7 protein-coding genes are annotated in these 14527 nt (G+C 46.2%); all 7 read left to right on the forward strand.

Annotated features, from left to right (window positions below; genetic code table 11):
- Positions 1–13 precede the first annotated feature (13 nt).
- The 7 genes from xyl3A (at position 14) to ONT19_RS14495 (ending at position 14497) form a co-directional block, all read left to right on the forward strand.
- Entirely contained in the window at positions 14–2620 is a 2607-nt protein-coding gene (gene xyl3A / locus ONT19_RS14465) for a xylan 1,4-beta-xylosidase (RefSeq protein ID WP_264953171.1), read from the forward strand.
- Positions 2621–2861: 241 nt separating this feature from the next.
- Positions 2862–4493 carry an ATP-binding protein gene (locus ONT19_RS14470; protein WP_117727172.1) on the forward strand — a complete coding sequence of 544 codons (1632 nt, stop codon included), beginning with the start codon at positions 2862–2864 and terminating at the stop codon, positions 4491–4493.
- Positions 4494–4538: 45 nt separating this feature from the next.
- The gene (locus ONT19_RS14475; protein ID WP_234699016.1) at positions 4539–4832 is read left to right on the forward strand and encodes a PD-(D/E)XK nuclease domain-containing protein; all 294 of its coding nucleotides are present in this window, start codon (positions 4539–4541) and stop codon (positions 4830–4832) included.
- A gap of 492 nt (positions 4833–5324) precedes the next feature.
- A complete protein-coding gene (locus tag ONT19_RS14480; protein WP_437183510.1) occupies positions 5325–6656 on the forward strand; it encodes a glycoside hydrolase family 43 protein in 1332 nt (443 codons plus the stop codon).
- A gap of 91 nt (positions 6657–6747) precedes the next feature.
- Positions 6748–9711: a family 43 glycosylhydrolase gene (locus ONT19_RS14485; RefSeq protein WP_437183508.1), complete on the forward strand. Its 2964-nt coding sequence runs from the start codon at positions 6748–6750 to the stop codon at positions 9709–9711.
- 105 nt (positions 9712–9816) lie between these two features.
- A complete protein-coding gene (locus ONT19_RS14490; protein WP_437183509.1) occupies positions 9817–12240 on the forward strand; it encodes a glycosyl hydrolase family 95 catalytic domain-containing protein in 2424 nt (807 codons plus the stop codon).
- Positions 12241–12358: 118 nt separating this feature from the next.
- Positions 12359–14497 carry a glycoside hydrolase 43 family protein gene (locus ONT19_RS14495; RefSeq protein ID WP_264953173.1) on the forward strand — a complete coding sequence of 713 codons (2139 nt, stop codon included), beginning with the start codon at positions 12359–12361 and terminating at the stop codon, positions 14495–14497.
- Positions 14498–14527: the final 30 nt, after the last annotated feature.

The following is a 14527-nucleotide window of genomic DNA, read 5'->3' on the forward strand; positions in this document are numbered from 1 at the left end:
AATAGTAATTACAATGAACAAGAAAGTTATATACGCAGCTTTGATGTTTGTGGTAACTATGTCTTCCGGCAATGCCTCAGCGCAGCAGTTGCCTTATCAGAATCCAGCCCTCTCGGCTCATGAGAGAGCGGTAGATTTATGTGGTCGTCTCACTTTGGAAGAGAAAGCTTCTCTGATGCTGGATGATTCGCCGGCTATTCCGCGATTGGGAATCAAGAGATTCCAGTGGTGGAGCGAGGCACTGCATGGTGTGGCGAACATGGGAGATGTAACCGTCTTTCCAGAACCTATCGGAATGGCAGCTTCGTTTAACGACAGAATGGTGTATAGAGTCTTTGATGCAACATCTGATGAGATGCGTGCCAAATGGAATGAACTGCAGCAGAAGGGAGGAGATGTAACCCGTTTCCATGCCCTCTCGGTCTGGACTCCAAACGTGAATATCTTCCGTGATCCTCGCTGGGGACGTGGACAGGAAACCTATGGTGAGGATCCTTATCTTACCAGTAGGATGGGATGTGCCGTGGTGCGCGGATTGCAGGGACCTGAAGATACGAAATACCGCAAACTCTGGGCTTGTGCCAAGCACTATGCAATTCATAGCGGACCGGAATGGGCTCGCCATACAGACAATATTACCGATGTTACACCGCGCGACCTTTGGGAAACTTATATGCCTGCCTTCAAATCACTGGTGCAGGATGCCAAGGTGCGTGAGGTGATGTGTGCCTATCAGCGTTGGGATGATGAACCATGCTGCGGCAACACCCGCCTTTTGCAGCAGATTCTCAGGGATGAGTGGGGATTCAAGTACCTGGTAGTTTCCGACTGTGGCGCTGTTACTGATTTCTGGGAGAATCATAAGGTTTCGAGCAATGCCAGAAATGCGGCTGCCAAGGGCGTGCTGGCTGGTACAGATGTGGAGTGTGGATATAATTATGCATATAAGTCTGTGCCTGAGGCTGTGAAGTATGGTGCCTTGACTGAAGAAGAAGTTGATAAGCATGTGATTCGTCTGCTCGAAGGTCGTTTCGATTTGGGCGAGATAGATGACAACAAGATTGTATCATGGTCGAAGATTCCAGTATCGGTGCTTTGCAGTAAGGCGCATCGCCAGCTCTCGCTCGATATGGCTCTGCAGACCATGACGCTGCTCCAAAACAAGAATGAGGTATTACCTCTCAATAAAAAAGTAAAGAAGATTGCTTTCATCGGACCGAATGTGGATAACGAACCGATGATGTGGGGAAACTATAATGGTACTCCACGACAGACAATTACCATCCTGGATGGTATCAGGAGTCGTTTGAAGAAAAACCAGGTTGTCACCTTTAATGGATGCGACTTGGTGAACGACCAAGTTTTGAATTCTTACTTCGACCAGTGTAGCATGGATGGCAAGATGGGCTTTAAGGGCACTTTCTGGAACAATCGCAAGATGGAAGGCAAGCCTGTTGTCATCACCCAGGAGAAGAATCCTGTGCAGGTAACGACCTATGGTCAGCACTCCTTCGCTCCTAATGTGAAGCTGGTGGGCTTCTCTGCAAAATATGAAACCGTGTTCCGTCCTAAGCAGACAGACAAGGTGTTGCTCGACGTGGCTGGTTGCGGTCACTACGAGGTTTATCTGAATGGTGAGAAGAAGGCAGAGCATTCTATCTGGCGCACTACCGAGAGTCGTATCGAGTTCCAAGCCGAGAAGGGCAAGGAGTATAAGATAGAGATTCGCTATCACGAGATGCCTAACTATAATGCGGACATGAAGTTCAATATCGGGCATGAGAATCCTATCGACTATCAGGCTTCGCTCAAGCAGTTGAAGGATTGCGAGACAGTAGTCTTCGTAGGTGGCATCTCTCCACAGTTGGAAGGTGAAGAAATGCCTATCGAGATTTCTGGCTTCAAGGGTGGTGACCGCACCAACATCGAATTGCCTAAGGTCCAGCGCAATTTCCTGAAGGCTTTGAAGGAGGCGGGCAAAAAGGTTGTCTTTGTCAACTGTTCGGGTTCGGCTATCGCCTTGACTCCAGAGACAGCGAGTTGCGATGCCATTCTCCAAGCCTGGTATCCTGGTCAGGAAGGTGGAGAGGCAGTGGCTCGTGTACTCTTCGGAGAGTACAATCCTGCCGGCAAGTTGCCTATTACGTTCTATAAGAATTCAGAGCAGTTACCTGATTTCAAGGATTACAGCATGAAGGGCAGAACCTATCGTTATATGAACGATGCGCTCTTCCCATTCGGTTATGGCTTGAGCTACACATCTTTCCGTATTGGCGATGCTACACTTTCCAAATCTATCCTGAAGAAGGGAGAAAAGATTACGCTGAAGGTACCGGTAAGCAATGTAGGAAAGAAGGATGGAACCGAGGTGGTGCAGGTGTATGTGAAGGATCCTGCCGATACCGAAGGACCATTGAAGAGCTTGAAGGCTTTCGAGAGAGTGGAGGTGAAGGCAGGAAAGACTGCTGAGGCTGTCATCACGCTGGATAGCAGAAACTTCGAACTCTTCGATGCTGCAACCAATACCGTCCGTGCCAAGGCAGGAAAGTATGAGGTTTATTACGGCAGCAGTTCGGCTGATAAGGATTTGAAGAAACTGGATGTTTCTATTGAATATTAAGTAACTTGAGAAAATCATCAAGGAGCTGAGTAAATATGAAAAGAGGGTGTGTCTTGGACTTTTGGCACATCCTCTTCTTACTTGTTACATCATATAAACTCTTTGATAGACGTTGATAGAGTGATCAAATTCCCTTCAAGGTATTGGGTACACAGTTCTATACAGAATAAATCCCGAAATCGCTTGGCGGTTTCGGGATTTTTGCTTATCTTTGTAGCTGTTTAAAGATTAACAAGTAAACATGAATACAGAGCAACAAAAGATAGAATACAAGAGTCTGCAAAAGATTCGAACTGGAGAGAAAGGATTCAAGGAACTCTCTACTACTTGTGTAGCTTTAGCCAATGCGCAAGGAGGACAGATTATGATTGGCGTGGAAGATAAGACAAAGAAACCAGCTTCCAATCAAGTTATATCGCAAGAAGAGGCAAATAGTGCCGTTACAAGATTGCGTGGACTTTGTTTCAATGTTGGTCTTGCAGTAGGCGACGTATGTGCAGACGAAACTGGCAGCCAGTACTTTGCTATCACAGTATTCCCTTCACTCCATTCATATGCCACCACTTCTGATGGCAAAATGTACATCCGTGTCGCAGACAAATGCGAGCCTGTGCGTAGTGAAGATATTCAACGTGTAGGAGAAGAGAAAGGAGCTTTCCAATGGGAACTTGTGCCAACACGATTTGAATTGGAAGATGAGAATAAGACGAATCTCTCTAAATTCGCTAATGATATACGCCAATCTGATAGAGTGAAGCAGCATGTCAAGCAGCTCGATGATATGGAAATTGGCGAACAGTACCATCTTCTTGACGGCAACAAGATGACTAATCTTGGTGTCTTATGGATTGGTACAGCCAAACAGCGTAGCCGTATTTGCTATCCTATCACTGTGCAATATATCGTATATGATGACTTGGAGAACAAAACCAACAAATTGGAATGGCGTGACAATACACGTAATCCGAAAGAACTTTTGGAAGATATTATGGACAAGGCTGTAGAGTTGACCTATAGCTATGAGATGCCTAATGGACTCTTCCGTAAGACAGTACGCTATTATAACGAGAACTTAATCAGAGAGTTGCTTGTTAACAGTTTGGCTCATAGTTCAAGAACCATCTCTAACGACATCACAATCAAGGTATATCCAGGTTATATCAGCATCTCCAATCCTGGTGGTCTCCCTTTGGGTGTAACCAAAGACAACATCCTTCATACTAAGCACAGACGTAATCCGAATATGATTGAGATACTGACTGCACTTGGATTGATGGAAGGTGAGGGCTCTGGCTATGACTTGATTTATGAGTTGGATGCCGTTGAAGCAAAGAAACAACCTGAGATAGAATCAACATTCAACACAGTCACAGTATATCAAAGTGCAGAGATTACGGATAAAGAAGTTGTTCGCCTGATGGATTATGTTGACCATAATTATCAGCTTTCCCAAAAGAACAAAATAGCTTTCGGTATCATAGCCAGAGAGAAACGCATTGCCGCAACTGATTTATCTAAAATCCTCCAGCTATCTGCAGAAGAACGATTGAGAAGCTATATTGATAACTTAGACAAAAGCAATCTGATAACGAAAGGTGGCGTCAAGAAAGGATCATTTTTCCAAATCAATACAACTTTGCTGAAAAATGCAAAATCTAACATTGTTACTAGTTTGAAGACTATAGAACCACATGTTCTTAAGGCACTAATTATGGAAGATCTCCGTGTGCATCCTTTGAGTAAAATATCTGATATAGCAGAGCGCATTCCTGATATAGATATGAAAGAGATTCGAAAGATGCTCTATTCTATGGTTGGGAAGGAGATAGAAAAAGAGGGCACTCGATTTGATAGTAAATATTATATAAAGTAATGGCATAAAAAAAAAGGTCTGAAAAAGAAAAAACTGTTAAAAATCATGTATTGGACTAATAATCAGCGACTTTCTTTTTTCAGTATTCTTTTTCTACTCCTATATTTCATAAAAGAGATTTTAAGTCTCGGTATAAGAACAGCCATTACGATGGAAACAAAGGATACCATCTATGTGATAGAACTGAAATTTAATAAGTCGGCACAAGAGGCTCTTGACCAAATCAACAACAAGCATTATGCTGATGCTTTTGCCCTAAAAGGCAAAACCGTGGAAAAGATTGGTATGAACTTTATGATTGATGAAGATAAGACGATTGTATTGGATTGGGTAAAATAGGCTTTATGTTAAAAATCCTAACTCATAGCTTTCTCCTCTAAAACTCACCGTTTCTTGGGTCTGAAGTCAGCGTTTTCTATTTGGGAACTCATTGACAGGATGGAAATCCTTGTATTTCTTTATGATTTCATGCTAAAAAAATAACACGGACAAATTGAATTTGTCCGGATAAATTGTCCGATTGTTTGTAATGCGTTGATTATTGGGCGGTTATGAGCGTCCGGACAGGCAATCCGGACAAATTCAATTTGTCCGTGTGTTTTTTTTCTTGTTGAGTACTGATAGCAGTGCAGGCTATCAGCCTATGCTGGCAAGCAAGAGGGTGGAATATGTCGGAAAGGCAGTAAAGGTACAGATGTAAGTGTTACATAAAATAAAGTATTTGATAATTATGAAAAAGTAGAATTCTGCTTTTTTGCTTACCTTTGCATCCATAAATAACAATTTAATCAACTAATAATTAATATAAATTATAAAATGACTAGATACAGAATGATTTTATCCCTGCTTTTGGCTGGCATGGGAACTGCAGCAACAGCACAGAACATCAACTTGCCAATCATCCAGACCAAGTATACTGCCGATCCTGCACCTTATGTGTACAACGATACGGTTTATCTCTATACCACCCACGATGAGGATGGGGCTGAGGGGTTCCTGATGAAAGACTGGCTGCTCTATACCTCAACGGATATGGTAAACTGGCAAGACCGTGGTGCCGTGGCTTCATTGAAAGACTTCAAGTGGTTCAAGGGCGAGAATGGTGCCTGGGCAGAGCAGGTCATCGAGCGCAATGGCAAATGGTATATGTATTGTCCTATCCATGGTCATGGCATCGGAGTGCTGGTAGCTGATAATCCATACGGACCGTTTAAGGATCCTATCGGAAAGCCTCTGGCATGGGAGGGCGACTGGTTCGACATCGACCCTACTGTATGGGTAGATGATGATAACCAGGCTTACATGTATTGGGGCAACCCGGAGTTGAAGGCAGTGAAACTGAACGAGGACATGATTTCTTATTCTGATTCCATCATGCACTTCCCGAAGATTCAGGATTATCAGGAAGGTCCTTGGTTCTGGAAGCGCAATGGCAATTATTATCTGGCTTATGCTTCTACCTGCTGTCCTGAGGGCATCGGTTATGCGATGAGCAAGAATCCGCTCGGACCATGGGAATATAAGGGACATATCATGAACCATACGCCTCGTACTCGTGGCAATCATCCGGGCATCATCGACTATAAGGGCAAGAGCTACTGCTTCGGCTTGAATTATGACATCTTCCGTTTGAAGACGGGGCGTCATGCCGAGCAGCGTTCTGTATCTGCGGCCGAAATGACTTACAATCCTGACGGAACCATCCAGGAGTTGCCATACTTCCAGGACTGCAAGTTGGAGCAGATAGAATGGTTCAACCCTTATCGCCAGGTTGAGGCTGAGACGATGGCTTGGGGCTATGGATTGAAGACGCAGCCTAAGAACCAATGGGCACAGAAGGACAGATGGAACCAGGTGGTTACGAATGTTGATGAAGGAAAATACATCCTCGTGAAGGGTGTTGACTTCAGGAAGGGAGCAGGAAAGTTTGAGGTTTCTGCCTCTTGCCACATGTTTGGCGGCAGCATCGAAATCCGTCTTGATGGGGTAAACGGCCAGTGCATCGGCAAGGTGGATATCAAGAACACCAAGGATGAATACAAAACCTTCTCTACTCAGGTGAAGAAAGTAAAGGGTGTTCACGACCTCTACTTCGTCTTTAAGGGAGGCGACATCCAGAAGCAGAACCTCTTCTTCCTGGATTGGTGGAAGTTTGGGGAGTAAGATAGACTCAATAAAGTTTTTGAAACATTCGATAAAGTCATTATGATTGTTTTTTCGTAATTTTGCAGCATTAAACGAAAAAACAATCATAATGATGAATACAACGAAAATCTTGGCTCTCAGAAAGCCGTTACTGATAAGCGCATGGCTGCTTGCCATGCAGGGTGCTGCCTATGCGCAGAATCCTATCGTGCAGACACAGTTAACTACCGACCCGGCACCTCTGGTTGTCGGAGACCGTCTCTATGTCTATACCGGTCATGATGAAGATAAGGCTGATTTCTTCTGGATGAACGAATGGCGTGTCTATTCTACCAAAGATATGGTGAACTGGACAGACCACGGGGCTCCGCTCGACCTCAGTTCTTTTTCTTGGGCGGATGACCGTGCCTGGGCAGCACAGACCATCGAACGTAATGGTAAGTATTACTGGTATATCTGTGCGCACTCTAAACTGACGGGTGGAATGGCTATCGGCGTAGCTGTGGCTGATTCTCCTACCGGTCCGTTCAAGGATGCGCTGGGCAAACCGCTTTTCGATAATGGAAGTTGGGACAATATCGACCCTACCGTCTGGATGGATGAGGATGGTCAGGCTTATCTCTATTGGGGTAATCCACATCTTTACTATGCCAAACTGAATAAAGATATGATCAGCTTCAAGGGTGGTATAGATGCTAAGGCTGCTGTTGATAAAAAGCGTGAAGTGGGCAGAATCGTGATGACTGAGGAGGGATTCGGTTCGCCTGACGTGGAGAAGCGTGATTCTACCCGAAAATATAAAGATTGCTACACAGAGGGACCTTGGTTCATGAAGCGTGGCAAGAACTATTATATGCTTTATGCTGCAGGTGGAGTGCCTGAGCATATCGCTTATTCCATGAGCAAGAAGCCTTTCGGACCATGGAAGTATATGGGCGAAATCATGCCATTGGAAGATACGGGTTCCTTTACTAACCATTGCGGTGTGACCGACTTCAAGGGCAAGTCTTATTTCTTCTATCATACGGGTAAACTGGGTGGCGGATTCGGACGCAGTGTGGCTGTGGAAGAATTCAAATACAATGCCGACGGCACATTCCCAATTATCCATCATACTCAGGAAGGAGTGGCTCCTATCGCAACCCTCAATCCTTACAAGCGTCAGGAGGTTGAAACCATCGCTTTCTCTAAGGGAGTGAAGTCGGAGCAGACCGATGATACGGGTGTTTATATCTCTGAAATTCATACAGGTGATTATATCAAGGTACGCGAGGTGGATTTCGGAAATGAGAGTCCGGATGCATTTGCCATCTCAGCGGCGTGCTCTTCGCTTGGAGGTTCGCTGGAGGTTCATCTCGATAAGGAAGATGGCGAACTGATAGCTAAACTTGATGTTACCAAGACGGGTGGCTGGGAAAAGTGGAAGACTTTCTCGGCACAAATGCTAAAGAAAGTGACAGGAAAGCATGATATATACTTCGTGTTCAAGGGATTGAAGGGAAGCAAACTCTTCAATTTCGACTGGTGGAAGTTTGAGAAGAATTTTGCCAATCCAGTGGTTTGGGCTGATGTGCCTGACGTGGATGTAATTCGAGTAGGAGATTCTTATTATATGGTAAGCACCACCATGCATCTGATGCCGGGTGCGCCTATCATGAAATCGAAGGATCTGGTGAACTGGGAAACCGTGAACTATATCTTCCCTAAACTTACCGATTCGCCTAAGTATGACATGAAGGAGGGTACGGTGTATGGTCGTGGTCAGTGGGCCACTTCGCTGCAGTATCATCGTGGCAAGTTCTATGCGCTCTTTGCTCCGAACGATAATCCAGGTGGAGAAACTTATATCTGTACAGCCGATGATATCGAGGGCAAATGGACTATCCACAGCCGTTTGCAGCATTTCCATGATGCCGCTCTCTTCTTCGATGACGACGATAAGGCATACGTGGTTTATGGAACGGGAGAGATGGTGCAGCTGAATGCAGACCTTACGGAAGTGGTGCCGGGCAGCCATCGTAAACTCTTTGAGCGTGATGCTGATGAAACGGGTTTGCTCGAAGGTTCCCGCATGATCAAGCACAACGGCAAGTATTATCTCCTGATGATTTCGTGGCCACAGGGACATCCTCGTCGTGAAGTTTGTTATCGTGCTGATAAGATAACGGGTCCTTACGAAAAGAAGGTGATTCTGGAAACGGAGTTTGCTGGATTTAATGGTGTAGGACAAGGCACAATCATTGATGATAAGGAAGGCAACTGGTATGGTATTGTATTCCAAGATCGTGGTGGTGTGGGAAGAGTTCTCACTTTGGAGCCATGTACCTGGAAGGATGGATGGCCTATGCTGGGCGATGAGAAGGGCAATATTCCTGCCAAGATGCAAAAGCCTGTATTGGGATATGACGGTAAGGGACTCGTGTATAGTGATGACTTTTCGAAGGATAAGTTGGAATTACAGTGGCAGTGGAACCACAATCCTGTGGATGATGCCTGGTCGCTCACAGAGTGCAAGGGCTGGCTCCGCCTGAAGACATCCCGTATTGTTCCTAACATCTTCCTGGCTCCAAATACCATCAGTACCCGTACCGAAGGACCAACCTGCGAGGGAATTATCAAGATGGATGTGAGCAAGATGAAAGATGGCGATGTGGCTGGCTTGTCTGCCTTCCAGGGTGATGCAGCCCTGCTTTCTATCGTAAAGGAAGGCAAGAAACTCTTTGTGGTGGGTACCAAGGAGAGTGTAGCCCTGACGGATAAGGAGAAGGCGGTGACCGATGTGAAGCGTGAGGAGGTGTATCGCCAGCCTTTGAATCTGAAGCAGGATAAGGCAACGAAATCAAGCATCATCTATCTGAAGATGAGTTGCGATTTCCGTCTTCATCAGGATCTCGCCACCTTATTATATAGTATAGATGGAAAGACCTGGATTCCTGCCATCAAGGATTTCAAGATGCAGTATGATTATCGCCGCCTCTTCATGGGTACCCGCATCGCCATCTACAACTATGCCACAAAGGCTGCTGGCGGATATGTGGATGTAGATAGTTTTGAGTATTCTAAAAGAAAATAGGGATAAAAGTTGAGATATCTTTTATTTTGTCGGCACAAAGTGATGGAAAAACAAAAAGTTTCCTTATCTTTGTGCCGTATTTTATAACTAATCAATGCTGATTTTATGAATAGAAATAAGATGATTTTGAGGGCTTGGGTCATAGGACTATTGTTTCCGATAGAGCTGATGGCTAAGACAAGTTGCACAGACAAGAGTACTCGACTTTGGTATAATGCCCCTGCCCAGCAGTGGCTGGAGGCTCTGCCTATCGGAAACTCTCATTTGGGAGGTATGGTATATGGCGGAACTACGGACGAGACAATCCAGTTGAATGAGGAGACTTTCTGGAGTGGCGGTCCTCATAACAACAATAGCAAGAAATCTCTGGAGAATCTGCCAAAGGTGAGGGAACTCATCTTCAATGGCAGGGAAGAGGAGGCAGCGGCTCTCATCAACCAGACTTTCATCCCGGGACCTCATGGCATGCGCTTCCTGCCGATGGCAAATCTGCATATCAGAATGAAGAACCGGGGAAAGGCTGAGCAGTTTGTGCGCGACTTGGATTTGAAGAGGGCGATTGCCACGACTTCTTTCGTGATGGATGGCGTAAGATATACCCGTACTACCTTTGCTTCGCTGGCTGATGGCGTCATTGTTTGCCACATCAAGGCGAGCAGAAAGGGTGCCCTGAATATCGATGTTACCCTGGATTCGCCTTTTGAACATCAGACTCAGAAAACGCCTGCAGGGGTTGTACTGACGGTGAAGGGACAAGACCAGGAGGGTATCAAGGCAGCTCTTGCTGCCGAATGTGTGGCAGATGCAAGGACGGATGGCACCGAGGCAACCATTATCGTGAGTGCTGCCACTAATTTTGTGAACTATCACGATGTGTCGGGCAATGCTGCCCAACGCAATGCTGACTATATAAATAAGGTGAAACTGATGAGCTATGCACAGTTGGAGAAACGCCATGTGAAGGCTTACCAGAAGCAGTTCGCTACTTCTTCCCTCATTTTGCCAACCGATATCAATGCTTCGTTGCCTACCAACCAGCGCCTGGAGAAATTTGCGGGCAGCAAGGATATGGCGATGGTAGCGCTGATGTATAACTATGGTCGCTATCTTCTCATCTCCTCTTCCCAGCCTGGTGGACAGGCGGCAAACCTGCAGGGCGTTTGGAACGACAGCAAAAATGCACCTTGGGACAGTAAATATACCATCAATATCAATACGGAGATGAATTACTGGCCTGCCGAGGTAACGAATCTCGGTAACACCACGGAACCTCTGTATTCGCTGATTAAGGATTTGAGCGTAACGGGAGCACAGACGGCTAGGGAAATGTATGGTTGTCGTGGTTGGATGGCACATCATAACACCGATATCTGGCGCATAGCAGGTCCGGTGGACGGTGCGCAGTGGGGCATGTTTCCGAATGGCGGAGCCTGGCTCACCACCCATCTCTGGCAGCATTATCTCTATACGGGCGACAAGGCTTTCCTCAAGCAGTGGTATCCGGTGATAAAGGGTGCTGCTGAGTTCTATCTCGACTATATGCAGAAGTTGCCAGGCACTGAATGGAAGGTAACCGTGCCGTCGGTGAGTCCGGAACAGGGACCTATGGGTAAGAGAACTGCCGTAACGGCAGGTTGCACGATGGATAACCAGATAGCCTTCGATGCCTTGACCAGTGCCGTGAAGGCTTCTGAAATATTGGGAGTTGATGAGGCAGAGCGCAAGGAGATGCTGCAGCTGGTTTCGCAGATTCCGCCGATGCAGATAGGAAAGTACGGACAGTTGCAGGAGTGGCTTGTGGATGCGGATGATCCGAAGAATGAACATCGCCATATTTCGCATCTCTATGGATTGTATCCATCCAATCAGATTTCTCCTTTCTCTCATCCGGAACTGTTCCATGCCGCAGCCACCACTCTGAAGCATCGTGGCGACCAGGCTACGGGCTGGAGTCTGGGTTGGAAAACGAACTTCTGGGCACGTATGCTCGATGGCAATCATGCTTTCAGAATCATCAGTAATATGCTTCGCCTGTTGCCATCTGATGCGCAGGTAAAGGAGTATCCTGAGGGCAGAACCTATCCGAATCTCTTCGATGCCCATCCGCCATTCCAAATTGACGGCAACTTCGGAGTAACAGCCGGTATCGCCGAAATGCTCCTGCAGAGTCATGATGGAGCCGTGCATCTCTTGCCGGCATTGCCTGATGCCTGGAACATGGGAAGCGTAAAGGGACTTCGTGCCCGTGGCGGCTTTGTGGTGGATATGGACTGGAAGAATGGCAGACTGATGAAGGCGAAGATTCGCTCCACCATCGGGGGCGTGCTGCGTCTCCGCTCCTACGTTCCGCTGAAGGCGAAGAATCTGAAGAAGGCAGAAGGAAAATGTCCAAATATCCTTTTTGCATCTGCAGAAGTGAAGCCTGTAATGGAACAGCATCGGATAGCAGAAGGAGTGAATGTTCCTATTCCTGACGTATATGAATATGACTTGGAAACAGAACCAGGAAAGACTTATCTGATTAAATAATGTCCTAAAATCACATTTGTTGCCATAAAAGTATCATTTTGTCCACCTCTGTTTGGATAATTATTCGTACTTTTGTGGCAATATTTTTTATAATAATCTTTTAGACCTATCAATGAGAATGAAGAAATTATTATTTGCAACCTGTTGCATCGCTTTTTTGAGCGGTTCTTTGGGAGCTGCGGCGCAGAAAAAATCTGCAGCCAAGAATGTTCTGACACAGACTTTGAAAGGGAAGTCTTGGTCGGCTGATAATGGTAATGGTACCTTTACAAACCCTTTGTTTTATGATGAGTTTTCTGACCCTGATATCATCAGAGTAGGGGAGGATTACTATCTGGCGGGTACCACGATGCACAGTGTGCCGGGACTGGTGGTTCTCCATTCCAAGGATCTCGTAAATTGGGAATTCTCTTCCTACTGTTTCGACCGATTCGATGATTCTGATGATTTCAATCTCCGCAATAGCAAGGAGGCTTACGGACAGGGTATCTGGGCGCCTGCCATCCGATATCATAACGGAAAGTTCTATATCTTCTCCAATATCAACGGACATGGCTTGCAGGTGTATATCTCGGACAGTGCCAAGGGGCCTTGGACGCATCATAAAGTTAATGGCGATATCTACGACCTCTCTGTGCTCTTCGATGAGGATGGCAAGATTTATGCTGTGCACAAGTATGGCAACGTGACCGTTACGGAGTTGAAGCCCGATTTGAGCGGTCCGGTAGAGGGCAGCAGCAAGGTGGTGATTCCTGAAGGCAATGCGATGGGTGAGGGACATCATGTGTATAAAATCAACGGCATGTACTACATCCTCTCTGCCGATTATTCACCGATGGGCCGCATGCAGTGTGCCCGAAGCAAGAGCATTTGGGGACCTTATGAAACTTGCGTAATTAGCGAGCGCGAATCGTATGGTTATGCTGCAGGATGGAGTGTAGGTAACATGGGAATCGGTCGGCCTTTGCCGGAAGATGGTTTCAATTTCCAGAACAACAAGCCTAATGGTCTGAACCTGGGCTGTGCTACCATTCATCAGGGCGGCATCGTGCAGGCTCCTGACGGGAAATGGTGGGGCGTTTCGATGCAGGACTTCAATGCTGTGGGAAGAACGGTGTGCTTGTCGCCTATCACTTGGGTTGACGGCTGGCCTTACTTCGGACTGGAGAAGAACCTGGGACGCTCGCCTCGTACCTGGTTCAAACCGAATGATGCGGTAAAAGCGCCTCAGGCTCCATACGACAGATGTGATGATTTCTCGGGTAAAACTTTTAAACCGGTTTGGCAATGGAATCATAATCCGAATGACAAGATGTGGTCGCTGAATAAGGAACGAAAAGGATGGCTCCGTTTGCATTCCATGCCTGCCAAGCAACTGCTTTGGGCAAAGAATACATTGACGCAGCGTGCCATCGGACCGGTATCTTATACATCTGTAAAGTTGGATGCTTCCCGCTTGAAGGTAGGTGATGAGGCTGGTTTGGGTGCCATCAATACGCCATACGCTTCATTGGGCGTTGTCAAGACGGATAAGGGGTTGAACTTGAGATGTTATGACCAGAATACCAACAAGGAAGTGTTGAAGCCGTTGGCTAAAAGTAAGGTCGTATGGTTGCGACTTTGGGGTGATTATGACAAGAGCCAGTTGCAATATTCCTACTCTCTGGATGGTAAGAACTGGGAGAATATCGGTGAGCAGATGCTTTCGCCTTATCAGTTGAAGACCTTTCAGGGTGTACGTGTGGCACTTTATGCTTTCAACAAGAAGGAATTGAATGGCGGTGTGGCTGATTTTGATGATTTCAAGGTGGAGGAGCCGATGGCAGACAGAACTGCCAATCTGCCTATCGGAAAGACCATAAGATTCTCTAATCTCGCTGATGGAAGTTTAATGGATGCTACCGGACATGGGTTGATGCATAGTTCTAGTAATCGAAAGGACATGAGAAATCAGGTGAAGTTTGTTGTAGAGGATAGAGGTAAGGGAAAGATTGCTTTGAAGACAGCTGACGGACGATATGTTTATATTGCTGGTGCTGGTTTATCTGGTGATGTTCGTCTGACTTCCGACTCTTCCAAGGCAGAGGAGTTTGTATGGCAGGATATGCTTTATAACCGCTGCATGCTGCTTTCTCTGAAGACGCAGCGTTATGTAGGTAAAAATCCTGTGGATGGAAGCCCTTATTCTGCAGATTACCAAGGTGCTGATGCCGGCATGAAGAACGGATGTGTTTTCGGTTGGGAAGTTGTTGAGTAAAGATATCTGTTCTTTATAAAATAGAAGAGG

Origin of the sequence: Segatella copri (assembly GCF_026015625.1) — a bacterium.
Lineage (GTDB): Bacteria > Bacteroidota > Bacteroidia > Bacteroidales > Bacteroidaceae > Prevotella > Prevotella copri_H.

Coding starts and splice junctions, on each gene's coding strand:
- ONT19_RS14490 (WP_437183509.1), top strand. CDS start 9,817: ATGAATAGAAATAAGATGATTTTGAGGGCTTGGGTCATAGGACTATTG.
- ONT19_RS14485 (WP_437183508.1), top strand. CDS start 6,748: ATGATGAATACAACGAAAATCTTGGCTCTCAGAAAGCCGTTACTGATA.
- xyl3A (WP_264953171.1), top strand. CDS start 14: ATGAACAAGAAAGTTATATACGCAGCTTTGATGTTTGTGGTAACTATG.
- ONT19_RS14470 (WP_117727172.1), top strand. CDS start 2,862: ATGAATACAGAGCAACAAAAGATAGAATACAAGAGTCTGCAAAAGATT.
- ONT19_RS14480 (WP_437183510.1), top strand. CDS start 5,325: ATGATTTTATCCCTGCTTTTGGCTGGCATGGGAACTGCAGCAACAGCA.
- ONT19_RS14495 (WP_264953173.1), top strand. CDS start 12,359: ATGAAGAAATTATTATTTGCAACCTGTTGCATCGCTTTTTTGAGCGGT.
- ONT19_RS14475 (WP_234699016.1), top strand. CDS start 4,539: ATGTATTGGACTAATAATCAGCGACTTTCTTTTTTCAGTATTCTTTTT.